General features: G+C 71.1%; 27 protein-coding genes, 1 tRNA gene and 1 pseudogene. 16 read left to right on the forward strand and 13 right to left on the reverse strand.

Annotated features, from left to right (window positions below):
* The first annotated feature begins 19 nt into the window (after positions 1 to 19).
* Both CF165_RS51065 and CF165_RS04980 read left to right on the forward strand, forming a co-directional pair.
* The gene (locus tag CF165_RS51065; protein WP_158226734.1) at positions 20 to 166 is read left to right on the forward strand and encodes a hypothetical protein; all 147 of its coding nucleotides are present in this window, start codon (positions 20 to 22) and stop codon (positions 164 to 166) included.
* Between the two features lie 91 nt (positions 167 to 257).
* Complete coding sequence (locus tag CF165_RS04980; RefSeq protein ID WP_093946204.1) at positions 258 to 782, forward strand: hypothetical protein; 525 nt, start codon at positions 258 to 260, stop codon at positions 780 to 782.
* A 145-nt stretch (positions 783 to 927) separates the two neighbouring features.
* Here CF165_RS04980 and CF165_RS04985 read toward each other — a convergent pair whose 3' ends face one another.
* Positions 928 to 1,980, reverse strand: a complete 1,053-nt coding sequence (locus CF165_RS04985) for an alpha/beta hydrolase (protein ID WP_093946205.1) — start codon at positions 1,978 to 1,980, stop codon at positions 928 to 930.
* Positions 1,981 to 2,106: 126 nt separating this feature from the next.
* On the opposite strand from CF165_RS04985, the gene CF165_RS04990 reads away from it, so the two are divergent.
* From CF165_RS04990 to CF165_RS05010, 5 genes are all read left to right on the forward strand, one after another.
* Complete coding sequence (locus CF165_RS04990) at positions 2,107 to 2,679, forward strand: NADPH-dependent FMN reductase (RefSeq protein ID WP_240521456.1); 573 nt, start codon at positions 2,107 to 2,109, stop codon at positions 2,677 to 2,679.
* Between the two features lie 199 nt (positions 2,680 to 2,878).
* Positions 2,879 to 3,301: an organic hydroperoxide resistance protein gene (locus CF165_RS04995; RefSeq protein ID WP_093946207.1), complete on the forward strand. Its 423-nt coding sequence runs from the start codon at positions 2,879 to 2,881 to the stop codon at positions 3,299 to 3,301.
* A 41-nt stretch (positions 3,302 to 3,342) separates the two neighbouring features.
* Positions 3,343 to 3,819: a Dps family protein gene (locus tag CF165_RS05000; RefSeq protein WP_093946208.1), complete on the forward strand. Its 477-nt coding sequence runs from the start codon at positions 3,343 to 3,345 to the stop codon at positions 3,817 to 3,819.
* Positions 3,820 to 3,891: 72 nt separating this feature from the next.
* Positions 3,892 to 5,280, forward strand: coding sequence for a glutamate decarboxylase (gene gad, locus CF165_RS05005; protein WP_093946209.1), 1,389 nt, complete (start codon positions 3,892 to 3,894; stop codon positions 5,278 to 5,280).
* A gap of 55 nt (positions 5,281 to 5,335) precedes the next feature.
* Complete coding sequence (locus CF165_RS05010) at positions 5,336 to 5,962, forward strand: TIGR03085 family metal-binding protein (protein ID WP_093946210.1); 627 nt, start codon at positions 5,336 to 5,338, stop codon at positions 5,960 to 5,962.
* Here the strand turns inward: CF165_RS05010 and CF165_RS05015 are convergent.
* Genes CF165_RS05015 through CF165_RS05035 form a run of 5 tightly spaced genes read right to left on the reverse strand, consistent with a single transcriptional unit; the run spans position 5,928 to position 11,965 of the window.
* The gene (locus CF165_RS05015) at positions 5,928 to 6,632 is read right to left on the reverse strand and encodes a hypothetical protein (protein WP_093946211.1); all 705 of its coding nucleotides are present in this window, start codon (positions 6,630 to 6,632) and stop codon (positions 5,928 to 5,930) included. The two genes, CF165_RS05010 and CF165_RS05015, sit on opposite strands and share 35 nt — an antisense overlap.
* Positions 6,629 to 8,446 carry a carbamoyltransferase family protein gene (locus CF165_RS05020; protein ID WP_093946212.1) on the reverse strand — a complete coding sequence of 606 codons (1,818 nt, stop codon included), beginning with the start codon at positions 8,444 to 8,446 and terminating at the stop codon, positions 6,629 to 6,631. The genes CF165_RS05015 and CF165_RS05020 overlap by 4 nt, the downstream gene beginning before the upstream one ends.
* Before the next feature lie 26 nt (positions 8,447 to 8,472).
* Positions 8,473 to 9,720: a hypothetical protein gene (locus CF165_RS05025; RefSeq protein WP_093946213.1), complete on the reverse strand. Its 1,248-nt coding sequence runs from the start codon at positions 9,718 to 9,720 to the stop codon at positions 8,473 to 8,475.
* Complete coding sequence (locus CF165_RS05030; protein ID WP_093946214.1) at positions 9,717 to 10,958, reverse strand: ATP-grasp domain-containing protein; 1,242 nt, start codon at positions 10,956 to 10,958, stop codon at positions 9,717 to 9,719. Before CF165_RS05030 ends, CF165_RS05025 begins: the two co-directional genes overlap by 4 nt.
* A complete protein-coding gene (locus CF165_RS05035) occupies positions 10,955 to 11,965 on the reverse strand; it encodes a glycosyltransferase family 2 protein (RefSeq protein ID WP_093946215.1) in 1,011 nt (336 codons plus the stop codon). The genes CF165_RS05030 and CF165_RS05035 overlap by 4 nt, the downstream gene beginning before the upstream one ends.
* Positions 11,966 to 12,275: 310 nt before the next feature.
* Between CF165_RS05035 and CF165_RS05040 the strand changes: the two genes are divergently transcribed.
* The 5 genes and pseudogenes from CF165_RS05040 to CF165_RS05060 form a co-directional block, all read left to right on the forward strand.
* Positions 12,276 to 13,001 carry a hypothetical protein gene (locus CF165_RS05040; protein ID WP_093946412.1) on the forward strand — a complete coding sequence of 242 codons (726 nt, stop codon included), beginning with the start codon at positions 12,276 to 12,278 and terminating at the stop codon, positions 12,999 to 13,001.
* Positions 12,998 to 14,029: a GNAT family N-acetyltransferase gene (locus CF165_RS05045; protein WP_093946216.1), complete on the forward strand. Its 1,032-nt coding sequence runs from the start codon at positions 12,998 to 13,000 to the stop codon at positions 14,027 to 14,029. The genes CF165_RS05040 and CF165_RS05045 overlap by 4 nt, the downstream gene beginning before the upstream one ends.
* Complete coding sequence (locus CF165_RS05050) at positions 14,026 to 15,051, forward strand: GNAT family N-acetyltransferase (RefSeq protein WP_093946217.1); 1,026 nt, start codon at positions 14,026 to 14,028, stop codon at positions 15,049 to 15,051. Before CF165_RS05045 ends, CF165_RS05050 begins: the two co-directional genes overlap by 4 nt.
* Positions 15,045 to 16,076 carry a GNAT family N-acetyltransferase gene (locus CF165_RS05055; protein ID WP_205660770.1) on the forward strand — a complete coding sequence of 344 codons (1,032 nt, stop codon included), beginning with the start codon at positions 15,045 to 15,047 and terminating at the stop codon, positions 16,074 to 16,076. Before CF165_RS05050 ends, CF165_RS05055 begins: the two co-directional genes overlap by 7 nt.
* Before the next feature lie 13 nt (positions 16,077 to 16,089).
* Positions 16,090 to 16,278: pseudogene (locus CF165_RS05060) on the forward strand (tautomerase family protein); the annotation flags it as partial.
* 37 nt (positions 16,279 to 16,315) lie between these two features.
* On the opposite strand, the gene CF165_RS05065 reads toward CF165_RS05060, so the two are convergent.
* Positions 16,316 to 18,166 (reverse strand): prolyl oligopeptidase family serine peptidase, encoded by a 1,851-nt coding sequence (locus CF165_RS05065; RefSeq protein WP_093946218.1) that lies wholly within the window; start codon positions 18,164 to 18,166, stop codon positions 16,316 to 16,318.
* Positions 18,167 to 18,205: 39 nt separating this feature from the next.
* Here CF165_RS05065 and CF165_RS05070 point away from each other — a divergent pair, with 39 nt between their 5' ends.
* Complete coding sequence (locus tag CF165_RS05070; RefSeq protein ID WP_093946219.1) at positions 18,206 to 18,976, forward strand: methyltransferase domain-containing protein; 771 nt, start codon at positions 18,206 to 18,208, stop codon at positions 18,974 to 18,976.
* A gap of 41 nt (positions 18,977 to 19,017) precedes the next feature.
* On the opposite strand, the gene CF165_RS05075 is transcribed toward CF165_RS05070, so the two are convergent.
* Together CF165_RS05075 and CF165_RS05080 are read right to left on the reverse strand one after the other, a co-directional pair.
* Positions 19,018 to 19,091 (reverse strand) — tRNA-Pro (locus CF165_RS05075).
* Positions 19,092 to 19,119: 28 nt separating this feature from the next.
* Positions 19,120 to 20,100: a metallophosphoesterase gene (locus tag CF165_RS05080; protein ID WP_167441357.1), complete on the reverse strand. Its 981-nt coding sequence runs from the start codon at positions 20,098 to 20,100 to the stop codon at positions 19,120 to 19,122.
* Positions 20,101 to 20,213: 113 nt separating this feature from the next.
* On the opposite strand from CF165_RS05080, the gene CF165_RS53360 reads away from it, so the two are divergent.
* Positions 20,214 to 20,636 (forward strand): protein kinase domain-containing protein, encoded by a 423-nt coding sequence (locus tag CF165_RS53360; RefSeq protein ID WP_276209720.1) that lies wholly within the window; start codon positions 20,214 to 20,216, stop codon positions 20,634 to 20,636.
* 49 nt (positions 20,637 to 20,685) lie between these two features.
* Here CF165_RS53360 and CF165_RS05095 read toward each other — a convergent pair whose 3' ends face one another.
* Positions 20,686 to 22,866: a transglycosylase domain-containing protein gene (locus CF165_RS05095; protein WP_240521457.1), complete on the reverse strand. Its 2,181-nt coding sequence runs from the start codon at positions 22,864 to 22,866 to the stop codon at positions 20,686 to 20,688.
* A gap of 346 nt (positions 22,867 to 23,212) precedes the next feature.
* Between CF165_RS05095 and CF165_RS05100 the strand changes: the two genes are divergently transcribed.
* The gene (locus CF165_RS05100) at positions 23,213 to 23,509 is read left to right on the forward strand and encodes a WhiB family transcriptional regulator (protein WP_093946221.1); all 297 of its coding nucleotides are present in this window, start codon (positions 23,213 to 23,215) and stop codon (positions 23,507 to 23,509) included.
* Between the two features lie 84 nt (positions 23,510 to 23,593).
* On the opposite strand, the gene bagB is transcribed toward CF165_RS05100, so the two are convergent.
* From bagB to CF165_RS05115, 3 genes are read right to left on the reverse strand one after another with little or no spacing between them, the layout of a single operon-like run.
* Positions 23,594 to 24,703: an ATPase BagB gene (gene bagB / locus CF165_RS05105; protein WP_093946222.1), complete on the reverse strand. Its 1,110-nt coding sequence runs from the start codon at positions 24,701 to 24,703 to the stop codon at positions 23,594 to 23,596.
* Positions 24,700 to 25,707, reverse strand: coding sequence for an ATPase BagA (bagA, locus tag CF165_RS05110; RefSeq protein ID WP_093946223.1), 1,008 nt, complete (start codon positions 25,705 to 25,707; stop codon positions 24,700 to 24,702). The genes bagB and bagA overlap by 4 nt, the downstream gene beginning before the upstream one ends.
* A gap of 21 nt (positions 25,708 to 25,728) precedes the next feature.
* Positions 25,729 to 25,977, reverse strand: a complete 249-nt coding sequence (locus CF165_RS05115) for a hypothetical protein (protein ID WP_093946224.1) — start codon at positions 25,975 to 25,977, stop codon at positions 25,729 to 25,731.
* 110 nt (positions 25,978 to 26,087) lie between these two features.
* Here CF165_RS05115 and sp36 point away from each other — a divergent pair, with 110 nt between their 5' ends.
* Positions 26,088 to 26,249: a Sp36 family protein gene (gene sp36 / locus CF165_RS05120; RefSeq protein WP_003068074.1), complete on the forward strand. Its 162-nt coding sequence runs from the start codon at positions 26,088 to 26,090 to the stop codon at positions 26,247 to 26,249.
* Positions 26,250 to 26,253 lie beyond the last annotated feature (4 nt).

A 26,253-nucleotide genomic window follows, 5' to 3' on the forward strand; every position in this document is an offset into this window, starting at 1 on the left:
ACCGTTTACACTCGCGTGAGTGACCGATCTGTTCCATAGTGGACAGATGCTACCAGCGGTGATGGTCGGAATCGGTCATGATGATCTTCAGGGGGACGGACAAGCTTCCGCCGTTAATCAATTGCGGGTCAGTTCCCTTCATTCGCATCCGGCACGTAAGGGTTAGAAAACGTCCCTAACCGGTGATCGGGTGGCTTATCTCCGACACGGGGGGTATCGATTTACCTCGTCAGGTCCCCCGAGGCAGGAGGTTAGGAATGAAAGGCAAGATCGGTCGATCCATCGCCCTGGTAGCCGCAGGCAGTCTGCTCGCGGTCGCGACGGCGGGGATCGCGTCGGCGAGCCCCGCCGGGGGCAAGGGGTCCTCCAGCACCCAGGCCCTCGCCGCACAGGTGCTCCAGATGCGTGACGACCTGACCAAGGTGGCCTACGCGAGCAACGTCGGCGCCACCCGCGCGGACCTGGGGCAGCTGAGCCCGGTGCTCGCGGACATCGCGGCCGGGAAGCGCTACACGGTCCAGACCGACACCGAGCAGCTGGCCGGCCTGGCCAAGGGCCGGGCCGACGAGTCCGCCCGGCTGCTGGCCAACCCGACGGCGAAGCCGCGCCAGCTGCCGCCGTTGCCGCTGCCGCCGATCCCGGACCTGCCCGGTCCGCTGAAGATCGTCAGCGACCTCCTCAAGGCCCTGCTGGGTGCCCTCACCGGCATCCTGGGCGGACTGCTCGGCGCCCTGCCGGTACCGCCGTTGCCGCTGCCACCGTTGCCGGTGCCAGGGTCGTAGCCACCGAAAACAGGGGGCCCCGGAGCCCGGACGCGGACATTTCTCCGCGCCGGGCTCCGGGTTCGTCCCGTTTCGAAGGTCGTGAACGACTCGTTCACCCCGTCCGATGACAGGAAAGAGTCGTTCATGACGTCCGGAAGCGGCTTCAGTCCCGTTTGGACAGACCCTGGCGGAGGGCGCCGGCCATCTCGGCCAGGGCTTCGCGGAAGCGGGTGCCGACGCCGGTGAAGTTGATGAACCCGTGGATCAGGTCCTCGTGGCGGCGGAGTGTGACGTCGACTCCGGCGTCGGCGAGCTTCCGCGCGTACGCCTCGCCTTCGTCGCGCAGGGGGTCGAAACCGGCCGTGACGATCAGGGCCGGGGGCAGGCCGTCCAGGGTGTCCGCGTGCAGCGGTGACAGCCGCGGGTCGGTCAGGTCGGAACCTTCCGGCACGTAGTGGCCTTCGAACCACTTCATGTGCACGTCGGTCAGGAACAGGTCCTCGGCGAACAGGTCCTGCGAGCGGTAGCGCCGCGCGAAGTCCGTCGCCGGGTAGATCAGCAGCTGGAACGCCGGGGCCGGGCCGCCGCGCCGGACGGCCTGCTGGGCGGTCACGGCGGCGAGGTTGCCGCCCGCGCTGTCGCCGCCGACGGCGATCCGGGCCGGGTCGGCGCCGAGGTCACTCGCCTTCGCCACCGCGTATTCGAACGCCGCCAGCGCGTCTTCCGTCGCCGCCGGGAACGGGAACTCCGGGGCCAGCCGGTACTCGATCGACAGCACCCGCACCCCGGCGTGCTTGGCCAGGAACCGGACGGCGTTGTCGTGGCTGGCGCGGGTGCCGATCACCCAGCCGCCGCCGTGGAAGAACACCAGCAGCGGTGACTTTTCCGGCAGTCCGACCGGCGTGTAGAGCGTCGCCGGCAACTCGCCGTCCGGCGTCGGCACAGCGATTTCGCGCACCGAAACGGGTTCGATCGGCCTGCCACTCACCAGGTGCCTGGCCTCGTCGAGCAGCGCGCGCGACCGCTCGACCGAGCCGCGCACCAGCTCGGCGCGGGCGATCTTCTGCAGCCGGAGCAGCAGCTGGGCGTCGAGGGCGAGGTCCTGGCCGTCGATGCGGACCGGACGGCCCGCGACCGCGCGCCGCACCGGCGTGGGCAGCCAGAACGCGAGCTGTGACGCGGCCGCCTGGACACGGGTCGGGAGCGGGATCGCCATGGTTCCTCCTGGACGTCGGGGCCGCCCAGGACGTTACTTGCCAGTAGGTAACAGGTCCAGCTGTGACCAGGACCTCGGTCCCAGAGTCTGGTCCTCCAGTTAAGTGGAGGGGTTAGCCTGGAAAACGTGACTTCAGCCAGGACGGTCAACGTGCTCGGGATCGGCGGCTCTCTGCGTACGGGCTCCCAGTCCGAACGCGCGCTGCAGATCGCGCTCGACGGTGCGGCCGAAGCCGGCGTCCGGACCCGGCTGCTCACCGGTCCCGAACTGGTGCTGCCGTTCTACGACGCCGGCGTGCCCGAGCGAGACGAGCGCGCGACGCGGCTCGTCGAGGCCATCCGGCAGGCGGACGGGCTCATCGTCGTCTCGCCGGGCTACCACGGCGCGCTGTCCGGCCTGGTCAAGAACGCCCTGGACTACGTCGAAGACCTCCGCGAGGACCGGCGTCCCTACCTCGACGGCCGCGCGGTCGGCCTCGCCGCCGTCGCGTACGGCTGGCAAGCCGCGGTCACCACGCTCGAACAGCTGCGCACGATCACGCACGCGTTGCGCGGCTGGGCGACCCCGCTCGGCGGTTCCATCAACTCGGCCGAGACCAAGTTCGACGAAGCCGGCGGCGCGTCGGACGAGAAGACCGTCCGCACCCTTCGCCTGATCGGGCGGCAAGTTGCCGAATTCGCGGTGACGCGGACCGTGTGAGAGGTTTTTCGGGGGCTCCGGGTGGCGGAGCCCCCGGCCCGGGGCGGAGCCCCGGTTGTCACAGAGGTTTTGCCCGGAAGTCCACGGGTAATTCATCGACGTGATGCCTGCCATGTGGGGGCACCGTTCCGCGGGTGCGGGATGTTGTGCCCAGTGAGACGCTCACCGAGGAGCGTCCGCGACGGAAGGCAGGCTGAGCATGGGTCAGGCGATCTACACCGCGGTGGCGACGGCACGCGGGGACGGCCGCAACGGCGAAGTGACTTCGTCCGACGGCGTCATCGACGAGTCGTTGGCCGTCCCGAAGGAAATGGGCGGCCCGGGTGGCGACAAGACCAACCCGGAGCAGCTCTTCGCCGCCGGTTACTCGGCTTGCTTCCACAGCGCGTTGCAGCTGGTCGCCCGCCAGGCCAAGGTGCCGCTGAACGGCTCGACGGTGACCGCGGAGGTCAGCGTGCTCAAGCAGGAGGTCGGGTTCGGCCTCGGCGTCGCGCTGAACGTCTCCCTGCCGGGTCTCGAGCAGGCCCAGGCCGACCAGCTGGTCGAGCAGGCCCACCAGGTGTGCCCGTACTCGAACGCGACCCGCGGGAACATCGAGGTCGCGCTCTCCGCCACCGTCTGACCCGCCACGCGCCCGAAGCACTGAGGAAAGGATCAGTCCAGATGAGCAAGTCTCCGATCAAGAGCCCGCTGTCCGAGGCCGACAAGGAGATCACCGGCAACGCCCTCCAGGCGACGCTGGTCGACCTGGTCGACCTCTCCCTCATCGCCAAGCAGGCGCACTGGAACGTCGTCGGCGCCAACTTCCGCAGCGCGCACCTGCAGCTCGACGAGCTGGTCAACACCGCGCGCCAGTACGTCGACGAGGTCGCGGAGCGGGCCAACGCCATCGGCGTCTCGCCGAACGGCAAGGCGAAGACCGTCGTCGAGAGTTCGGGCGTGCCCGAGTACCCGGACAACTGGCAGTCGGTCGAGTCCACGGTCGCCGCGATCGTCGACATCCTGGCGGCGCTCATCGAGCGGCTGCGCCAGCGCATCGACGAGACCGACAAGAGCGACCTGGTCACCCAGGACCTGCTGATCGAGATCACCCGGGCGCTGGAAGAGGCGCACTGGATGTGGCAGGCCCAGCAGGCCTGACTTTCCCCCCAAAGGGGCCGTTCCGGATGGAGCGGCCCCTTTCGCGTCGGCGGGCCCAGTACGTTCGGTGGCATGGTCTTGCATCAGGGGAAAGCCGGCCGACCGAACCGCACGGCCGGGACGAACCCGCTCTACGCCGGGGCGAACCCGGCGCTCGCGGCCGGGTTCGTCATGCCGCACGACAAGCTGCGGGACGACTCGCTCCCGCCGGACACCGCGCTGCAGCTCGTGCGCGACGAGCTGATGCTCGACGGCAACGCGCGGCTCAACCTCGCCACCTTCGTCACCACGTGGATGGAGCCGCAGGCGCGGGAGCTGATGGCGGAGTGCGTCGACAAGAACATGATCGACAAGGACGAGTACCCGCAGACGGCCGAGCTCGAACGGCGCTGCGTGAACATCCTCGCCGACCTGTGGAACGCGCCCGACCCGGGCGACATCATGGGCTGTTCGACGACCGGCTCGTCGGAAGCCTGCATGCTCGCCGGGATGGCGCTGAAGCGGCGGTGGGCCAGGCTCGGCCGCACCGGGAAGCCGAACCTGGTGATGGGCGCGAACGTCCAGGTGTGCTGGGAGAAGTTCTGCGAGTACTGGGAGGTCGAGCCGCGGCTGGTGCCGATGGAAGGCGACCGGTTCCACCTCACCGCCGACGAAGCCGTCGCGCGCTGCGACGAGAACACCATCGGCGTGGTCGCGATCCTCGGCTCGACGTTCGACGGCAGCTACGAGCCGGTCGCGGAGATCGCGGCGGCGCTCGACGAGCTGGAGCAGCGGACGGGCTGGGGCATCCCGGTGCACGTCGACGGCGCTTCGGGCGCGATGATCGCGCCGTTCCTCGACCCGGACCTGGTGTGGGACTTCCGGCTGCCGCGCGTGGCGTCGATCAACACGTCGGGCCACAAGTACGGGCTCGTGTACCCGGGCGTCGGCTGGGTGATTTGGCGCGACAAGGCGGCGCTGCCGTCCGAGCTGGTGTTCAACGTCAACTACCTCGGCGGCGACATGCCGACGTTCGCGTTGAACTTCTCCCGCCCGGGCGCCGAGGTCGCGGCGCAGTACTACACGTTCGTGCGCCTCGGCCGGGAGGGATTCCGCGCGGTGCAGCAGGCCTCGCGCGACGTCGCCATGCACCTGTCCGCCGGGATCGCCGCGCTCGGCCCGTTCGAGCTGCTGACCAAGGGTGACCAGCTGCCGGTGTTCGCGTTCACGACCCGCGCCGACGCGGGTTTCGACGTCTTCGACGTGTCCCGGCGCCTGCGTGAGCGGGGCTGGCTGGTGCCGGCGTACACGTTCCCGGAGAACCGGACCGACCTGGCGGTGCTGCGGATCGTGGTCCGCAACGGCTTCACCCACGACCTCGCGGACCTGCTGCTGGCGGACCTGGCCCGGGTGCTCCCGGAACTGGAGCAGCTCGGCGGCCGGCCGAAGGACCCGGCGAAGGCGACGGCGTTCCACCACTGAGGTCGCCGTCTCTTCTCGTCGCCAGCGGGGTCTACCAGCGGGTAACGTCGTCGCCATGGGTGTCGCTGCTGACGAACGCCGGGCGCTGAGCGCGCTTTTCGATGACCTCGGGCCCGACGCGCCGACGTTGTGCGAGGGCTGGACCACGCGGGATCTCGCCGCTCACCTCGTCGTGCGCGAGCACCGGCCGGACGCCGCGCCGGGCATCCTCGTGCCCGCGCTCGCCGGGTACACCCAGAAAGTCCAGGACCGCTACGCCGCGAAGCCGTGGGCGAGCCTGGTCGAGCAGGTTCGCAGCGGCCCGTCGAAGTTCTGGCCGACCGCGATCGGCCCGCTCGACGAGCTGACGAACACCGCCGAGTTCCTCGTGCACCACGAAGACGTCCGGCGCGCGCAGCCGGACTGGCAGCCGCGGCCCGCCGAGACGCCCCGGGACATCGCCGCCTGGAAGTCGGCCAAGCAGGCCGCCAAGCTCAACCTGCGCAAGGCTCCCGTCGGCGTCACCCTCCGGACCGGGACCGGTCAGGAGGCCGCGGTCAAGACCGGGCCCGACCCGGTCACGATCGTCGGCGAGCCGGTGGACCTGCTGCTGTTCGTCTTCGGCCGCGACGCCGTCCGCCTCGAGTTCGAAGGCGACGCGTCCGCCGTCACGAAGCTGCAGGCGGCGAAGCGGGGACTCTGACCGAAACCCACCGGCCGACCGGCAGCGCGACGACGACCGCGGCCAGCACCAGGTGCACGGCCATGAACACCACCGCGGCCGGCACGCTCGGCGGCCCGCCGAGGAACACGATCATGTGCGACGCCCACTTCAGCTCGGCCGGCTTGCTCCCCGCCGACCAGACGTCGTTGAGCAGCCAGAACGTCAGGTCGTTCACCCCCGAGATCACCACGAGGATCGCCGCGGCGCCCGCCTTGAGCACGTTGGCCGTGCGGCCGCCGCCGAGGCGGTAGGCCAGCAGCGCGAACAGCACGATGAACGTCGTGACGAACAGCTCGAACTGGTACACCGGCTGGAAGTCGTCGGGAGACCGCGCGAAGTCCTGGATCCGCAGCACCAGCTCCGTGTCCAAATAGGACATGTAGACGAACACGGCGAACACGATCAGCGCGGGCCCGAACCGGCCGCGCGGGAACAGTGACACCGTCAGCACCGAGAACGCGAACGGGCACAGCTTGAACGCCCAGTCGCCGATGTTGTCCAGTGTCTGGTCCGGCGGCAGGACCACCATGATCAGCAGGGCGGTCACCACGGCCGGGACCGCCGCGACCAGCCACAGCCACCGCCGCCGCCGGTAGAGCGCGGCCACCCAGCTCTCGCGCAAGGTGACGGGAGCGGACGTCGTCGTCATTCGGTGTCTTCCTCCAGCCGCGGCTTCTCCGCCCAGAACGGGCCGAGGGCCAGCGCGTCGACGTCGGTCTTGAGGTAGCAGGCGATCGCGTCGGCCGGGCTCGCCACGATCGGCTCGTTGTTGTCGTTGAACGAGGTGTTGACGACCATCGGCACGCCGGTCAGCTTCTCGAACTCGCTGATCATCCGCCAGTACAGCGGATTGTCCTGCTCGCTCACCGTCTGCACGCGCGCGGTGCCGTCGACGTGGGTGATCGCCGGGACCTCGTCGCGCTTGTGCGGCAGCACGTCGAACACCAGCAGCATCACCGGCGACGGGTAGTCGCTGACGAAGTACTCGCCCGCGCGCTCCACCAGGCACGACGGCGCGAACGGCCGGAACGCCTCGCGGTGCTTGACCTTCTCGTTCATCCGCGTCTTCGACTCCGGGTCGCGCGGGTCGGCGACCAGCGACCGGTTCCCCAGCGCCCGCGGGCCGCACTCCATCCGGCCCTGCACCCAGCCGACGATCCGCCCTTCGGCCACCTTCGCGGCCGTGTGCGCGGCGATGTCGTCGACGCGCGTGTACTCGACGCCGGCGTCCTGCAGCGCCTGCTCCATCTCGGCGTCGGTGTAGTCCGGGCCGGTGTAGGTGTAGCCGTCCCGCGGCCGCGGCCTGCCGTACTTGCCGACCGACACCTCGAGCGCGGCACCGAGCGCGCAGCCGTCGTCGGCGGCCGCGGGCTGGGCGAAGAAGTCCTCGAACGGCGTCTCCAGCAGGATCCGGCCGTTCATCACGCTGTTCAGCGCGACGCCGCCGGCGACGCAGAGCCGCTTCGAGCCGGTCTCGCGCTGCAGCCACCGCGCCAGGTGCAGGCCCGCCTCTTCGAGCGTCACCTGCAGCGCGTAGGCGATGTCGCGGTAGTGCTGTGGGACCGGGTTGTCCGCCGTGACACGGGTTTTCGGCCGTGCGGGGCCGAAGGTGTCGGTGAACTTCTTGGACATCACGTGCTTGCCGGTGCGGTGGTGGCCGAACCAGCTCAGGTCCAGCTCGAAGCCGCCGTCGTCGTTCAGGTGGATCAGCTGCTTGAACGCGTCGACGTAGGTGTCCTCGCCGAACGGTGCGAGCCCCATGATCTTGCCTTCGTCGCGGGTCGGGTAGAAGCCGAGGTAGCCAGTGACCCCGGCGTACATCGCGCCGAGCGAGTGCGGGAACTTGATCCGCCGCAGGTCGACGATCCTGTCGCCGCGGCCGTGCGCGAGGTAGGTCGCCGTGCCGTCGCTGCCGATGCCGTCGAAGGTGAGCACAGCCGACTCGTCCCACGGCGAAATGAAGTAGCCGCTGGCCGCGTGCGCGCGGTGGTGGTCGACCAGGTGCGTCTTGAACTTCGTCGGGCCGGTCCACCCGGCGGCTTCCTTGACGTCCTTCTCCAACGTGTAGGACCGCTTGAGGTGCGCGAGCACCGCGCCGCCGACGTGGTAGTCGTCGCTGCCCGAGCCGCCGCCGGTCTTGAAGGTGTCGACCATCCCGGCCGACTTGCCACCCTCGTCGCCGTTGGCGTTGCGGAAAACCTCCAGCGTGCCCGGGAAGTACCGCGCGAACACCTTGGCCGCGTGGATCCCTTCCTTCCAGCGCTGCCAGTAGTAGGCGACGTGGTCGACGTCGGCCAAGGTGATCCCGCCGCGCTCCAGGCAGAACTTGATGGCTTCGGCGGGGAAGCCGCCGTCGTGCTTCACGCGCGTAAAGCGCTCCTCCTCGGCGAACGCGACGATCTCGCCGTCGCGCACGAGTGCCGCCGCCGAGTCGTGGACCCTGCTGATGCCCAGTACGTACATGACTTTTTCTCCCGGTGAGTCAAACTTCAGTGGCGGCGGAGCAGGCGTCGCAGGACTGCCGCCTTGACCGCGAGGGCGAAGACGAGCGCGGCGAAGCCGCCCACCGGCCCGAGCGGTGGGACGAGCAGCACCGCGGCCACGACGGTGGCGGCCAGTGACACGACGGCGGTGCCCGACGTCAGCGTCAGCACCTTGCTGTTGGTGTTTTCGATGAGGAAGCCCGCGTACAGGCCGATCGCGTACAACGCCGTTTCGACGAGCACGAGCACCCCGAGGGCCACGTAGGCGTCTTCGGCGGTGAGCAGCTCGCGAGTGCTGGGCACGGCGAGACCGGCGCCCAGCAGCACGACGAACACGGCCCCGGCCCGCTCGACGAACCGCAGCAGGTCCGTCGCGCGGGCCCGCCCGGCGGCCGCGCCGGTGCCGCGCATCCGCCGCGACGCCGCCGGCTGGTGCAGCCTGAGCTGGTAGAACAGCAGCGAGCAGAACGCGCTGGAAACGAGCAGCGCCAGGTAGAACGGGCCGCTGTCGGTGGTCCGCCCGGACAGCGCCAGCACGGCGAACACCACCGACGTCGAGATCACGTCGAGCAGCTCGGTGGCGCCGAGCAGGACGGTGCTGCGCCCGAACGCGGGCAGCAACCGGTGCCCGGTGACCCCGCCGCCGCGCAGCCACGGCCGTGGCAGCAGGGCCACCGAAGCGCCGAGGAGCACGAGGAGCCCGCCGAGCAGCAGCACCAGGTGCGTCTCGGGGGACCAGCGCACCGCCCACGTCACGCAGGTGACGACGCCGACGACGACCGCGCCCGCGGTGAACGCGAGGGCGTCCAAAGTGGACTTTTCGCGCAACCGGTGCAGCCCGGACACGGTCATCAGCAGCCCGCCGCAGATCGACCAGGCCGCCGCCGTCAGGTAGAGCGCCGCGTCCGACCGCGGGGCCGCCACCAGCGCGACGACCATCGCGGCCAGCACCGCGAGCACCGGCGCCGTGGCGAGCCGGACCGCGAGCGCCGCGACGGCGTCCCGGGTCAGCCGCAGCCGCGGCAGCGTCTTCAGCGCGGACTTCTCCACCGCGGACGGCACGAAGTTCAGCCAGCCCATCAGGCCGAGCGCGTTGGCGAACCGCCCGTAGTCGTGGGCACCCCACGCCGTGATCAGGACCAGCCCCATCAGCTGGACCGACAACCGGAACGCGCCCCGGCCGGCGAGCAGCCGCAGCACGACCGCCGGCCGCGGCGAGGCCGCGACCGCCGGCGCGGTGGACGGCACGGTCACGGCAGCGGTACCGCCATGTCCTGCTCGTGGAGCAGGAACTTCAGCGTGCCGCGCACGGCGTTCTCCGCGGCGAGCAGCTCGGGCACCGAACCGGCGGTGAGCACGACGTAACCCAGCTTGTAGCCTGCCTGCTCGTAGGGCCGGACGAAGGAGCCCGCCTCGGCGAACAGGTGCAGCCCGACCAGGCCGGGCATCGAGCGCACGTCCTCGACACCGTCCACATGGGACAGGTGGCCGCCGCGGTCGGAGGCGAGGATGTGCACCAGGGTCGGCTTCGGCTCGTGCAAGTCCAGCCGCACCTCGCCGCCGGTGGCCGCCGCGATCCCGGCGGCGATCAGATCGGCGCCGTAGCAGTGCTCGATCGCCTCCGCCAGGCCGTTGCCGCCCATCCGGGCACCCATCTCGATGAGGTAGAGCCGCCCGTCCCGGCCGAGGACGGCGTCCAGGGTGAGCGGGCCGGTGCGGTAGCCGAGCTCGGTGCAGATCAGGTCGAGCGCTTCGATCAGCTGCAGCTCGACGTCCGCGGGCAGGGCGCCGGGCAGCAGGTGTGACGACGTCACGAAGAACGGCGGCGGCGTCAGCGTGCGGTCGGTGACGGCGTGGAAGACGATCCGGCCGTCGACGACCAGCGCCTCGATGGTGAAGTGCCCGCCGTCGAGGTGTTCCTCCACCACCAGGCGGCCCGACGGCGAGAACGCCAGCGACTCCGTGAACGCCGCGGTCAGCCGGCCGGGCCCGGAGCACGAGACGACTCCGCGGCTGCCGGACGAGTCGACCGGCTTGACCAGCGCCGGAAAGCGCAGCTGCTGGGCGGCGGCCACCAGTTCCGGCCCCGGCCGGCCGCCGACACTGCGGTAGCTCGGCAGTCCCAAGTGGTCACACAGCGCGCGGAACACGGACTTGTCCGTCGACGCCTTCACCGCGTACTCCGGCAACGGGTCCGGCATGCCCCAGTGCCGGGTCAGCCAGGCCAGCGTCGGCAGCCCGACGTCGCTGGCCGGGCACAGCACGCCCGCCAGGTCGCGGCGCCCGTCGAGCGCCGCCGCGATCTGCTCCGGCGCGCGCACGCTGACCTGGAGGAACTCGTCCGCGCAGGCCACCGCGGGCGCGCCGGGCCGGACGTCGACGCAGATCGTGCGGAACCCCAGCTCCCGCGCCCGCTCGTAGGTGCTGACCGAACCGTCCGCGCCCCCCAGGATCACCAGAGTTCTCGTCGGGTCCACTTCGGAACTCGTCACGCTGAAACGCCTTTCCCCAGTTGGACATCGATGAGCCGCGGACCCCCCTGGTCCTCGGCCGTGAAGAGCCGGTCTTCGGCGTCGACGACGACGTTCGCTTCCCGGATGTAGAACTGGCGCGGCCTCGGCTGCCCGGCGCCGACCACGACGAGGTAGCGCACGGTCAGGGAGAGGACCAGCAGCAGCACCGACAGCAGCACGAACAGCACCGCGGCCGAGGCGCTCGCGCCGAGCAGCCCGAACGCCGCCGCGCCCGCCGCGAGCACGCCGATCGCGGCGGCGAACAGAGCCGTCGCGGACGCCGCCGTCGTCAGCCTGCGGGTGAAGCCGACGAACAGCTCGATGGCGTGCGAGCTCAGGAAGCCCATGCCCACTTTGGACTCACCGCGCTCACGGGCCCGGTGCGCCACCGGGACGCAGGTGTACCGGCTGGTCAGCCGGGGGACCGTGGCCAGGAAGTACGGCGTGCCGAGCCGCAGGTCGACGATCTTGCGGGCCAGTTCGGCGCGGACCAGCCGGAACGCCGTGGCGCCCTGCGGGATCTCGATGCGCAGCACGCGGCGGCCCACGAAGTGGAACGCGGCGGTGCCCCAGCGCCGCAGCCGCGGGTCCTGGCGGTTGGTGCGGACGCCGAAGACCGCGTCGTGGCCGTGTGCGGCGGCCGCGATCAGCTTCTCCGCCTCCGCGGCTGGGAACTGCTGGTCGGCGTCGATGTGCAGGATCCACGGCTTCGTCGCGTACCGGTAACCGGCCGAGAACGCGGCTTCGAAACCGAAGTTGCGCGAAAAGGACACATACCGCACGCGCGGGTCTGCCGCGGCGAGAGAAATGATCTTCTCGAGCGTCCCGTCGCTGCTCCCGTCGTCGACGTAAAACAGTTCAAGCGAATAGTGACCTAGTTCGTTGGTAATTTCCCGATAGGACGGTTCGACGTTCTCGACTTCGTTGAAGCACGGGATGACTACGCTGAGTCCACCTTGGTCTGGTCCGGGGAAAGGACTGGTCATCGGGTGGACCAAGGCCGTGTGCGCGGTCTTGTGTCCGCACGGTCACCGACCGTGGCACTACTCCTCATGAATCCCCCAGCTGGATCCGATAAGCTCTGCGGTCTGCGAGTTATAAGCAGAAAACCTTCCGTTTGGGGACGGCAAGGAGTGGAATTCGTCCTTTCAGCCCAGGGAAGAAGTCGCGAGGTTAGGGCATTCGGCGTGTTCTGCCGCCGGGGCGCTTCCCAAAGCCGGGCCGGGTGACACAGACTGCTGCGCCATGGGGAATCCGGGGGTGGCGGTGCTCTGGCGCGCCGCTTATTTGCGTGCGGTGCGGTCGGCGTTCGCCACGGTGCCGTTCTACCGTGAGCGCTGGGCGCTCGACGGCCGCGAAGATCCGGTTCTGGTGCCCGGGCGCACCGGAACGGACGGCGGAGCCGCTCCGCTCGCCGAGGCCCTGCACCAGGTCGTCGACCTGGTCCCGCTGGCGGGCGGCACCCAGCGGACCGAGCCTGGCCGCGGGCTCGGCCGGGTCCTTCGCACGGCGCGGAAACCCGAGCGTGGCAGCCTTGTCGTGCTTCTCGGACCGGACGGTCTGCGCCCGCCTGCCGACCTGCCGAAGGGCGTGCGCGGCTGTGTCACCGACCCGGACACGCCGTCCGCGGCGGTGCTCGGCGAGGTGACGGCCGTCCTGCGGCGAGGCCACCGCGTGCTCGCGGTCGGCGACGACAAGGCGCTCACCACGTTCACCGACGTGGTGCCCGACGACCTCGCGCACCGCGTCGAAGCCGTGCCGCACCGCGAACTGGACTCAGTGGACGCCGGCCCGTACGGCGTGCTGCACGACCCCGCGCTCGGCTACCTCGGCGCGCTCGGCAACTGCGGCCGGTGGCACCTCGACTGGCCGCACGTCTACGCGCGCCGAACGTCCGCCGGGCTCGCGTTCACGTTGCTGCGCCAGGATTCCCCGCGGTTCGTGGACGTCGTCCCGGCCGGCGGCGTCCCCGGCGAAGTCGCGCCCTGCCCGCGGCACGGCACCCCGGTCGTGCTCATATGAAGTTCGCGTTCCACGATCCCCGCGTCGATCCGGCACCCGTGGGCTGGGCCGCGTTCTCCAGCGCCGCGCGGCTGCACCTGGTGTGGGACTACGAGCTGATGGGTCTCGAAGCCTGGGGTGCCCGCAACCCGCAGCTGCTGGTCGTCGCGGCCGAGGGTGACGAGCTCGTCGCCGGCCTGTCCGTCATGCTCTGCCGTCCCCGGCTCTCGCCGCGGTTCGCGCCCGCGCCGGGACGACGGCCGCTCGGGCCGCACTGGGCCGAGGTGTACCAGCCTTGGCTGAGCGGGTTCCCCGGGATCGTGTTCGCCCCCGGCTTCGCCGACCGGCTCGCGCTGGTGCGGGAGTTCGAACGGCAGCTGGGCCGCCACCTCGGGCCGGGCCTGCTCGGCGTGGTCTACCGCTCGATCGGCGAGGACCTGGCCACCGGGATCGGCGGCCGCGGCCGTGTGGTGAAGCGCGTGGACCCGACGACCGTGCTGGAGAACCGGTTCGAGTCCGAAGAGGACTGGTTCGCTTCCCTCCCGAGCGCCCGGCGGTCCGCGCTGCGGCGACGTCGACGGCGGATCGAGGAGAACCCCGACCTGGTGGTGCGGAGCGGCCCGGGCCGCGACGACGTCGACAGCGCCGTCGTGGCCGGGCTCATCCGAGAGCACCGCGCGCGCTACGGACCGCTGAAGATGGACACGCGCACGCTGCCGTCGGCGGGTTTCCTGCACCGGTTCCTCCGCCGGCCGGACGTGCACACCCTCACCTACGCCACCGCCGACGGCAGGCTGCTCGCGGTGAACACGCTGCTCGACCACCCGGACAGCCCAACGATGCAGCACTGGGCGGCGCTGCCCTTGCACGAGCGCGGCCCGCAGGGCCTGTACTTCGACTCCTACGTCCACGCGGTGCGGTTGCTCACCGAGCGCGGGGCGAAGGAGCTGTCCGCCGGGCGCGGCATGGTCGAGCTCAAGGAGCAGCTGGGCTTCCGGACCCGCACCATCTACACGGCCGCGGTGCCCCGGCCGGTGCTGGGCCGATGACCTGGACCGTCCGGGTGCTCGATCCGCGCATGGATCCCGAGCCCGCCGGCTGGGCCGCGTTCCTCCGGGCGCAGCAGGCGCCGCTGATCTGGGACTACGGCCTCCTGCGCGCGGAGTCGGAACACTCCCGCAGCCCGGACCTGCTGACCGTGGTCACCGAAGGCGACACGCTGGTCGGTGCGGTGCTCGCCATGCTGTGCCGTCCGGGCGGGTGGCGCGGGCCCGCCCGGTGGGGGCCGCGCTGGCTGGAGGTGCGGCACGCCTGGGCGCCGTGCCACCCGGCGTGGCTGTTCGCCGAAGAGCTGGACGCGGCCGCGTGCCGCGAAATCCTGCGGCGGTTCGAACGGGCGGCCTGCCGGTTCACCGGGCCCGGCTGCCTCGGCGTCGTGTACCGCGGGATCGCCCCGGACGCCGCGGGCCTGGTGTCCGGGCGGGGCAGGCAGGTCCGCGAAGTCCACCCGGACCTGGTGCTGGAGAACACTTTCACCGAACTCGACGACTGGCTCGCGTCCCTGAGCAGGAAACGGCGGTCGAGCCTGCGCGGCCAGCTCCGCAAGATCGCCGCCGACCCCGGTGTGGTGGTCCGCGCCGGCCCCGCCCGCGACGACCTCGACCCGGCCGAGCTGGCGGCGATGCTGCGCGCCCACCGCGAAGCCAAGGGACCGTTGAAGTTCGACCCGCGCGGGCCGGTCGCCGCCGCCTACCTCGGTGAGCTCGTCCGCCGCCCGGACGTCGTCACCACGACCTACCACGACGCCCGGGGACGGCTGCTGGCCTTCACCAACCTGCTGGACCACCCCGTGATGCCGCTGCAGCAGCACTGGGCCGCGCTGCCCCTCGCGGAGGGACGGCCGAAGCACCTCTACTTCGGCATCATCGCGGGCGGGGTGCGGCACATGATCGAGCACAACCGGAAGTTCCTGTCGCTGGGCGGCGGAGTCGTCCCGCTCAAGGAGTCACTGGGGTTCACCCCGAGCCCGCTGCTCGGCGTGGTCGTGCCGAGGCCGGTGACGCGGTGGTGATCGACGTCCTCGACCCGCGTCACGACGCGGAACCGGCGTACTGGACGGCGTTGCGGGAGCGGGCCGGGCTGCGCGCCGACTGGAGCTGGGAGGTCCTCGCCACCCAGGCGTGGGCCGCGCGGACCCCGCAGCCGGTCACCGTGTTCCGGGACGGCGGCGAACCGCGGGGCGTGGTCGGCGCCGCGTGGGTGACCGGCCGGACCCGCCGCCACCGGTTCGCGGGCACGGGCCGCGGCCGGCTCGGCGGGCTGGTCGTCCGGGCGCCCGGCGTCAGTTCCCTGCCCGGCTGGTGGTTCGCGGACGCCGGCACCGACGGCGGGCTGAGCCGTCTCCTCGAGTCGTACGTCCCGGCGATGCGGGCTGAGCTCGGGCCCGGGTTCCGCGCGATGCTGGTCCGCCAGCTCGGCGAGCCGGCGGCGGCAGGCGGCCGGGTGCGGCTGGTCCGGCGCACCGAGGACGTCGCCGTGCTCGACGTCGCCCGGTTCGGCTCCCGCGACGACTGGATGCAGTCGCTGGCCAGGAAGCGGAAGCAGAACCTGCGGAAGATCTTCCGCACCGTCGACGCCGACCCGTCGATCGCGGTGCGGCTCGTCCCGGGCAAGGAGGCCGACCCGGTCGCCGTCGCGGAGGTCCTGCGGTACAACGAACGCAAGCACCGCGACGTGCCGATCGTCGCGCTGCCGCACTTCGTCGGCTACCTGACGGCCCTGCTGCGGCAGCCGGACGTCTCGGTGATCGAGTACCACGAAACGGCCACCGGCAGGCTGCTGGCGGTGGGGAGCCTGCTCGACCACCCCGAGCTCCCGATCGCCCGGCACTGGGGAGCGGTGGAGCGCGAAGACGGCGGGCGGCCCAACCTCTACTTCCACTTCTACGGCGAAGTGGTGCGATGGGCGCTGGCGAACGGACGGCCGTCGGTGCTGTTCGGCAAGGGCATGGCCGAGCTGAAGGCGACACTCGGCGCCCGGCTCGTCCCGCAGTACGCCGCCGCCGTCCCAGTGCTAGCTTCGCGGCGTCACGCCTAGCAGCAGGAGCCCCGCCATGCCGATGATCAGCGTTGCCATGTTCCCCGGCCGCACGCCCGCCCAGAAGAGCGCCCTGGTCCGGGAACTGACGGACGCGTTCATCCGCACCTGCGGCGGCAAGCCGGAAGGTGTCCAGGTGACGCTCGTCGAGGTCGGCGCGGACCACTGGGCCACCGGCGGCGTCCTGCACTCCGAGCGCTGACCGCCGGGAGACCGGTCCGGCCTCCCGGCGGCGGGCGTCAGCGCAGGCCGAGGGCCCGGAGTGCGAAGTGGACCTCGATCGACGTCTGCTTGATCGTCTCGGCGATCACCAGCGAGCCGTGGCCGGCGTCGTAGCGGTAGAACTCGTGGTGCAGGTCGCGACCGCCGAGGCGGTCGAGGTAGTTCTCGATCTGCCGGATCGGGCAGCGCGGGTCGTTGTCGCCGGCCAGCACGAGCACCGGCGCCTTGACCGCGTCGACGTACGTGATCGGCGAGCATTCCCGGTACACCGCGGGCACGTCCTCCGGCGAGCCGCCGAAGAGCGCGCGGTCGAACGAGCGCAACTGCTCCATCTCGTCCTCGTACGCGGCGACGTAGTCCGCCACCGGCACCCCGGCGACGCCCGCCGCCCACCGCGACGGCTGCGTGCCGAGCGCGAGCAGGGACAGGTAGCCGCCCCACGAAGCGCCGTTCACGACGCACTTCGCCGGGTCGCTCAGTCCACTCTGGACGGCCCAGTCGTGGACCGCGGCGACGTCCTCCAGCTCGGTCAGGCCGGGACGGCCCTCGATGGCGTCGCGCCAGGCCGAGCCGTAGCCGGTCGAGCCGCGGTAGTTGACCTCGACCACGGCGAACCCGGCGTCGAGCCAGGTCGCGCGGTAGGCGGAGAAGCGGTCCTCGTCCGCCGCGTGCGGGCCGCCGTGCAGGGAGAACACCGTGGGCAACGGACCGTCCGGCGCGCCCGAAGGCCGTGAGACGAGCGCGTGGATCCGCCCGCCGACGCCTTCGACGAACGCGTCGGTCACCGGCTCCGACCCCGGCGCCCGCTCACCCGGCGGTTCGAGCAGCACCGAGTCGGTGCCGTCGTTGGTCCGTGCCCGCACCGCGGTCGGCTCCGCGGCGCTCGACCACGAGTACTCGACCGTCCCGTCGGGACGGACGCCAGCACCGCCGATCCGCCCGGCCGGAGTGTCTACTGAGGACAGTTCGGCCGTGTCGAGGTCGTAGCGGTACAACGAACTGCGGCCCTCGTGGAAGTGGACGACGAGCAGGGCGCGCGCGTCCGGGTACCAGCCCGCGACGACCTCGCCGGGCAGGTCCAGCTCGATCTCGGTCTCGGTGTCGGCCCGCACGTCCCAGACGAGCAGTTCCTCGCGGCCGCGGCGTTCGTGCAGCACCAGCAGCCGCCGGTCGCCGGGCAGCGGCGAGAACTCGAGGGCGGAGAGGCCCTTGCCTTCGCCGTCCCACTTTTCCGCGACGGTCCCGAACCCGTCGGTCGCGAGCACCCGCAGCGCGGGGTGCCGCGAGTCGCCGTGCTCGGAGTGGGAAATGGCGACCAGGCTTTCGTCTCGGGAGAGCGAGGCGATACCGGCGTCGTCCGCGTGGCTGTAGAAGCGGTGCGTCTCGCCTCCGACGCGGGCGAACAGTTCGCTGCCGTCGTCGGTCGAGACGCCGACCGCGACGATCTTCGCGCCGATCTCGAGGCCGGCCGGGTAGCCGTCGTGGACGTCCGGGACGGCCTTCTCCGGCTCGCTGCCCTCGGTCGCGGCGAACGGCTCGCGGACCCAGGAGCCGAACTCGTCGCCGTCGGTGTCGTCGAACCACCAGATCCACTCGCCGTCGGGCGACGGCGTGGCGTGCAGGGTGCCGTTGGGCCGGTCGGTGACGCGGCGGTGCTCGTCCGTCGCTCGGTTCCAGGCGTAGACCTCCCAGACGCCGCTGGCGTTGGAGACGTAGACATTGGCTTCGGGGGCATCGCGGGCCCATTCGGGCACGGAGATGCGCGGGGCGTGGAAGCGGGCGCGCCAGCGGTTCTCGGCTTCGGCGTCGTCGAACAGCCGGTCCGGGACCACCGCGGGCGGATACTGCTTGGCTGACTGCGTGCTCACCCCTCGATCCTGCCACCTTCTGGCCGTACTGTGTGCGGGGTGCTGGAGGGTTACGCGCCGGGCTACGGGCGAGACGCGGTTTCGATGATGGCCGCGCGCACGGCCGCGGAGCGCGCGACGTTCGCCCAGCCCCTGTTCCGGCCGGGCTCGTGGGTGGTCGACCTCGGCTGTGGTCCCGGCTCGATCACCCTGGGCCTGGCCGCCGAGTCACGGGTGGCCGGGATCGACCTCGACGCGGGCCAGGTGGCACTGGCCCGCGCGGCCGCCCGCCGCGCCGGAAGGTCCACAGTGGACTTCCTGGTGGCGTCGGCGTACGACCTGCCGTTCGCCGACGAGAGCGTCGACGTGGCGTTTTCCCACGCGTTGTTCGAACACCTTTCCCGTCCCGCGGAGGCGTTGGCGGAGCTGCGCCGGGTCCTGCGGCCGGGTGGCAGGCTGGCCTTGTCCACTTCGGACTGGAGCAAGGCACGGCTGAGGCCGAAGACGGCGAACGTCGACGCGGCCCTGCGCGGCCACTACCTGCTGCGCCGCCGTGCGGGCGGCGACCCGTTCGCGGGCCGTCACATCGCGGACGAGTGCGCACGAGCGGGTTTCACGGAGGTGGTTTCGCGTGCTCGGTACCGCGAGGACATGAGCTACCGGGACCTGGCGAAGTACGTGGAATCCCGCCTGGACGAGGCATTGACGGACCCGGACTTCGGCCGCGACCGCGACCAGCTGGCGAGCGCGGCCCGTTCGGCCCACGTGTGGACCCGCGGCGGCGACGGTGATTTCAGCCAGTGCTGGGTCGAGGTGACGGCGACCCGCTGAAACCAGAAGAGCCGGTGTCCGAAGACACCGGCTCTTACTCGTCGGGGTGGCGGGATTCGAACCCACGACCTCCTCGACCCGAACGAGGCACGCTACCAAGCTGCGCCACACCCCGAGGTACTGCTTAACGGGTCGTGAGAAGTCTAGCGGACGGTGTCGCGGGCTTTCCGGGGGGCCGACTTACGCGGTTCGTCGGACCCCGATCCGCGCGGGACCAGCGTCAACAGGCTCGCCTCGGGCGGGCAGGCGAACCGCGCCGGCGCCCACGGCGACGTCCCCAACCCCGCCGACACGTGCAGCCACATGTGCGCGCCCCACCGGGACGCGCCCCGCGCGCGGCTGCGGTCCAGCTCACAGTTGGTGACGATCGCGCCGTAGCCCGGGAGGCGGAGCTGGCCGCCGTGCGTGTGGCCCGCCAGCACCAGGTCGTAACCGTCCGTGGCGAACGTGTCCAGCACCCGCGGCTCCGGCGAGTGCGTCACGCCGATGCGGACGGCCGCGCCGCTGTCGGCCGGGCCGGCGATGTCGGCGTAGCGGTCGCGGCGCAGGTGGGGGTCGTCGACGCCGGCCGCGAACACCGGCTGCCCGCCGACGTCGATCGTGCGCCGGACGTGCGTCAGGTCGGTCCAGCCGTGCTCGACGAACGCCGCGCGCAGGTCGCGCCACGGCAGCTGGACGCCGTGGATGCGCTTCTTCTTGCCCCGCGGCATCAGGTAGCGGGCCGGGTTCTTCGGCTTGGGCGCGTAGTAGTCGTTGCTGCCGAAGACGAACACCCCGGGCCGGTCGAGCAGCGGGCCCAGCGCGCGCAGCACGGCCGGGACGGCGCTCCGGTGCGAGAGGTTGTCGCCCGTGTTGACGACGAGGTCCGGGTTCAGCTCGTCGAGCGCGGCCACCCAGCGCTGCTTGCTGCGGTGGCCCGGCAGCATGTGCAGGTCCGAGACGTGCAGGATGGTGAACGGCCGCGACCCGGGCGCCAGCACCGGGAGTTCGGCGGTGCGGAGGGTCCAGTGGCGCCGTTCGATGCCGACGGCGTAACCGAGGGTCGCGGCGCCGAGCGCCAGCGTCCCCGCGGCGAGGCGCTTCGCGGTCGCCCCCGACGTGCTTGTGTTACTGAGCGTGCTCACGAAGTCCAGGATACGTGCTCAACGGTTGGGTGACTTCGCCCCCGTTCCGGGGAACCTCGCGCTTGGCATCTGCGTCGGCCCGATGCCGGGGTGTTTTCGGTTTGGGGAGAACGATGGAGCAGTTCGGGCCGTACCGGATGCGGCTCGTCGAGGGCCGCGACCTCAAGGAGCTCCTGGCGGACGGGCCGCTCGACCCCGTGCGGGCCGCCAGGATCGTGGCCCAGGTCGCGGGCGCGCTCGACGCCGCCCACGCGGACGGCCTGGTGCACCGCGACGTCAAGCCGTCGAACGTGCTCGTCACGAGTGCCGGCTGTGACATCCGAGGCTTCGCCTCGGGCCGGGGCCGAGACGCGTCACCCGGTCGACGGCGAGTACCTGACGTGCTACCTCGGCGACCCGGCGATGCTCGTGTGGACGGACGAGCGGAACCTGATGGCGGGCCTGCTGAAGTCGGCGAAGGTGACCGACGCGACGAGCTGGAAGACCTCTACTACTGGTGGAACGAGCAGATCCTGTTCACCATGCCGGGCGGCTGACACGCCGAAGGCCCCCGCGCCGGAGCGCGAGGGCCTTCGAACGGGGAACCTAGCGGGAGCCCCCGACCATGTACTGCGGGTCCGGTTGCGGGAGGTCCGCGGGCGGCTGGCCGTCCAGGATGTTCTTCATCGCGCCGAAGAACGTGCGGGCCGGTGCGTGACCACCGAAGATGTTGCCGTCGCGGCCGCCGCCGCAGAGGCTGACCTTGCCGGCCCCGCCGTCGCAGATACCGCCCCGGCCGCCGCCGAACTTGAAGGTCATCGCCGCGCCCGCCAGTTGCGGCGTGCCGCCGAAGAAGGCCGCCGAGACGTTGGACTGCGTCGTACCGGTCTTGCCGATGACCGGCCGGTTCCAGCCGACCCCGCTGGCCGCCTTGAACGAGGTGCCGCCCGGCTGGTCGTCCTTCGACATGCCGACGGCCAGGGTGTTCGCCAGGCCCTCGGGCACGGCCTGTTCGCACGGCGCTTCCTTGACCGGCACCGGCTTGCCGTTCCGGTCGGTCACCGCGCTGATCGGCGTCGGCGGGCACCAGACGCCACCGGACAGGATGGTCGCGCCGACGTTGCCGAGTTCAAGGCCACTCAGCGGGCTGAAGCCGAGCGTGAACGCGCCGTAGCCCGGGTTGTTTCCGTTGGGCCCGTAGACCTGCGCCTGGCTGAGCCGCTTCTTCTCGTCCGGGGACTTGGGGTCGACCGTGCCACCGCCGATCGTGCTCGCCATCGTGTCGCGCATGCCGAGGCGCCGGGCGATGTCGATGGCCGGTGCCGTGCTGCCGAGCTGGTCCTCCAGCTGGACGAACGTGGTGTTCGGCGACGTCGCGAGCGCGGTCTGGATCGTCGCGCCCTGGGCGACCCGGCTGTAGTCACCGGCGTTGCCCACGCAGTACCAGCGCGAGCGCAGCGGCGGCCCGGTCTGCGGGCAGTTGTCGCCACCACCGGTGAACACGTGCGATGTGTAGGACTCCGGCACGTCGACCGGCGTGTCGATCCCGATCATGCCCTTTTCCATCGCCGCGGCGGTGGTGAAGACCTTGTACGACGATCCGGCGCCGCCGGAGTTGTAGACGCCGGCGGGCAGGGTGTACGTCGTCTGGCCGGCGTCCGGATTCTGGCCGTAGTCGCGGTTCGCCGCCAGCGCGACCACTTCGTGCCGGTTCTTGCCCGGCTTGATCAGCGACAACGTGTTCGCGATGTACGGCTGGGTCTTGTCGACCTGCGCCTCCGCCGAGACCTTCGCCTCGTGGTTGGCGCGCTGGTCCAGCGTGGTCTTGATCGTGTAGCCGCCGGTGTAGAGCTGGTCCTTCGTGAACCCGGCCTTGATCAGGTAGTCCTCGACGTACTGGCAGAAGAACCCGTCCTCGGCGCCCGCGCCGATGCAGTTGGCCGCACCCTTCTTCGGGCCGTCCGGCACGACGCCCAGCGGCTCGCCCTTGAAGCGGTCGGCGTCGGCCTTGGCCAGCTTCTTGTTCTCCACCATCCGGTCGAGGACCAGGTTGCGGCGCGCGGTGGCCTTGTCCGCGTGCTTCCACGGGTCGTTGTTGATCGGGTTGTTCACCAGGCCCGCCAGCAGGGCGGCCTGCGGCACGGTGAGCTTCTCCGGGGTCGTGTCGAAGTACGCGCGCGCGGCCGCGCCGATCCCGAAGATCTGGCGGGAGAACTCGACGATGTTGAGGTAGTTGGCCAGGATCTGCTGCTTGGTCAGCTTCGTCTCGAGGTTGATCGCGATCCGCGCTTCCTTCAGCTTGCGGGAGATCGACTGCTCCTGGGCCTTCTTCTGGCCGATCGGGTCGTTCCGGTAGACGACGTTGATCAGGTAGTTCTTGGTGAGCTGCTGGGTCAGCGTCGACGCGCCCTGCGTGTCGGCGCCGGTGCTGTTGCTGACGGCCGCGCGCAGCGTGCCCTGCCAGTCGACGCCGTGGTGCTCGTAGAACCGCTTGTCCTCGACCGAGACCAGGGCCCATTTCATGGCCTCGTTGATCTGGTTCTCGTTGATCGGCAGCCGGAACTGGTCGTACAGCGTTGCGATCGGCTGGCCCGTGTTGTCGGTGACCGTCGTGACCAGCGGGGGAGGGATGTCGGCGAGGTCGGACGACGTCTTCTCCACCGTCTCGCTGGCCTGGTTGGACATGACACCGGCGGCCCCCACGACCGGGAAGAGCATGCCGGCGACGAGCACCCCCGCGAGCAGGCAGAGGCCGATGAGCTTGAACAAACCATCCGCTTTTCGCACGAGGGCCAGGCTACCCGGAGTGAGTCGGGCGCCGGTGACGCCGTGTCCCCGAAGGGGGTGGGATCAGTGACAAAACCGACCCCCTTTGGTGACAACTGGTAACGGAAGGCATTCTGGGTCTTGGCGGGGGGAACCGAAGGCCCCTACAGTCCGTCAACGTCTCACGAAGAAAAGCCGACGGATGGATCAACGCGGGTGGGAGTCCGCTTGGGCCGAACGGCGGCACCGGCACCGGGGAGGTGCCCGGGTAACCGACGTGAGCTGAGGGAGACACGCTCGCGGGGGCAGGGAGCGCAGTGCCTTTCCCCCGCTGGTGCGTCGATCACCAGGGTAGGGAGCTGGGGGTATGGAAACCAACCAGTCGAGCTGGCGAATCAACGCGTCCTGCCGGGACGCCGATCCGGACGGCCTGTTCGTCCGGGGTGCGGAGCAGAACCGGGCGAAAGCCGTCTGCATGGGCTGCCCGGTCCGCACGGAATGCCTCGCCGAAGCACTCGACGGCCGGATCAACTTCGGCGTGTGGGGAGGCATGACCGAACGGGAGCGGCGCGCGCTGCTGCGCCGCCGTCCCGACGTGGAGAGCTGGGCCGTCCTGCTCGAAGCGGCCAAGCGCAACGCGACGGAGCGGGTCAAGGTCAGCTGAGCGGCCGCCCGTGACCGGTCGTGAGTGAGAAACAGTGTTCTAACCCTGTTTCTCACTCACGACGGGTGTGTCGTGGCGTGGTGGTCAGCCGGCGAGCTTCACGCCGATGTCCCGCAGGCCGTCGAGGTCGTGGACGTCACCGGCCAGCGCCGGCACCTTCGCCAGCGCCACCTCCGGGTGCGCCCGGGTGAACCGCGCGAGCAGCCGTTCCTCGCGGGCCGCGAGGGCGACGCGGTCCGCGTGCAGCCGCAGCACGGCCTCGGCCAGTGGCGCGTTCTGCAGGGACTCGGCCGCGGCCAGCGCCTCGGTCCCCGATAGCGGGGCGAGCACCGGGTGCGTCCGGTTCGCGATCAGCCCGGCCAGCGGCATCGACTCCGAAGACAGCCGCTCGACGAAGTAGGACGCCTCGCGCAGGGCGTCCGGCTCCGGGGCGGCCACGACCAGGAACGACGTCCCGGACGAGCGCAGCAGCTCCGCCGTCTTGCGGGCGCGCTCGCGGAAGCCGCCGAACATGCTGTCGAAAGCCTGCATGAACGCCGACGCGTCGGTCAGCAGCTGGCCGCCGATGATCGTCGACACCGCCTTGGCGAACATCGAGAACCCCGCGTTGACGACCTTGCGCAGGCCCCAGCCGCCCGCCTTGGCCGGACCCGTCAGCAGCCGGATCATCCGTCCGTCCAAAGCGGACGAAAGCCGTGTCGGCGCGTCCAGGAAGTCCAGCGCGGACCGGCTCGGCGGGGTGTCGACGACGATCAGGTCCCAGTCGCCGGTGGCCGCGAGCTGGCCCAGCTTCTCCATCGCCATGTACTCCTGCGTGCCGGAGAACGACGTGGAAATGGTCTGGTAGAAGGGGTTCTGCAGCAGCTGCTCGGCGCGTTCCGGGCCGGCGTGCACGCGCACCATGTCGTCGAAGGTGCGGCGCATGTCGAGCATCATCGCCCACAGCTCGCCCTTGGGCTCGAACCCCTCGACCTGCACCTGCTTCGGGTGGTTGCCGAGTTCGCGCAGCCCGAGCGCCTGGGCGAGGCGGCGCGCGGGGTCGATCGTCAGCACCACGGTCTGGCGGCCGCGCTCGGCCGCCCGCAGCGCCAGGGCCGCGGCAGTGGTGGTCTTGCCGACGCCGCCGGAGCCGCAGCAGACGATCACGCGGCTCTCCGGGTCGTCGAGCAGCGCGTCGATGTCGATGGTGGTCACAACCGCACCCCCTGGTCGGTCAGGGCTTCGGCCAGGTCGTACAGGGCGGCGACGTCGACGCCGTCGGTCAGGTCCGGCAGCTCCAGGGTGGGCAGGTCGGCCTCGGCGAGCTGCTCGCGCGCCCGCTGCTCGGCGGCGACCCGCACGGCGTGTTCGACGGTTTCGTCGACCAGCGCTTCCAGCGTCGCCTGCGGCAGCTTGAGCCCGGCCGACGCGAGCCCGTCGCGGACGCGGGAGGCGTCGACGCGGCCGTCCGCGGCGGCGGTCACCGAGCGGGCGGGCAGCCGCGGCGGTCTGACCCGGTTCACCAGCACCGCGCCCGGGCGCAGGTCGGCGCCGTCCAGCTCGGCCACGGCCTCCACGGTCTCCCGGACCGGCATTTCCTCCAGCAGCGTGGCCAGGTGGATCGCGGTCTCGCCGGAGTGCAGCAGGCGGACGACGCCGTCGGCCTGGCCGCGGATCGGGCCCGTCTTCGCGAGGTCCGTCAGTGCCTTCGTGACGTCGAGGAACTTGACGACCCGGCCGGTCGGCGGCGAGTCGACGACGACGGCGTCGTAGGTGTGCCGCCCGTCGGACTCGGTGCGGCCGACGCACTCCTTGATCTTCCCGGTGAGCAGGACGTCGCGGAGGCCCGGCGCGAGCGTGGTCGCGAACTCGATGGCGCCCATCCGCCGCAGCGTCCGGCCGGCGAAGCCGAGGTTGTAGAACATCTCGAAGTACTCGAGCAGCGCGGCTTCGACGTCGATGTGCAGCGCGCGCAGCTCGCCCCCGCCGGGGACGGCGGCGATGCGCTGCTCGGCGTAGGGCAGCGGCTCGGTGTCGAAGAGCTGGGCGATGCCCTGGCGGCCCTCGACCTCGATGAGCAGCACGCGACGGCCTTCGCGGGCGAGCGCGAGCCCGAGCGCCGCGGCGAGCGTCGTCTTGCCGGTCCCGCCCTTGCCGGTGACGAAGTGCAGCCGGGCACGGGCAAGCTCGTCGGTCCAGCCGGCATGGGGAATGGTCACTTCTTCACCCTAAATCAGTGCTCAGCTGGCCAGCAGCATGACGCTGACCGCAGCCGCGACCGCCGCGACGAGCACCCAGCTCACGACGCCGGGCAGCACGGTGAGAGTGAGCACGCCCACCACGGCCAGCAGCGTGAAGGTGATCACCCCGCCGAGCGCGACCTGGCCGGAGCTCTGCGTCCGGTCGCGCACCTTCGCCATCACGACCAGCATCAACGGCAGCCCGGCCGCCGCGAGCAGTGCGGCCGCGATCACGCGCCACGTTTCCACCCCGCTCACGCTAGCGGCCGCTGTGAAGTCGGACACAGCCCGGCGCGTCGCGGGCCCTTTTCCGGCGGCCCTCCCCGGGGGTCTTGCCCGCTTGGCTACGCTCCCGTTTCATGAGCGCCACCAAGTGGGAGTACGCGACCGTCCCTCTGCTGATCCACGCCACGAAGCAGATCCTCGACCAGTGGGGCGAGGACGGCTGGGAGCTGGTCACCGTGCTGCCGAACCCGAGCGGCGAGCAGCACGTCGCCTACCTCAAGCGTCCGAAGGGCTGACCCG

Source organism: Amycolatopsis vastitatis, from assembly GCF_002234595.1.
Taxonomy (GTDB): Bacteria; Actinomycetota; Actinomycetes; order Mycobacteriales; family Pseudonocardiaceae; genus Amycolatopsis; species Amycolatopsis vastitatis.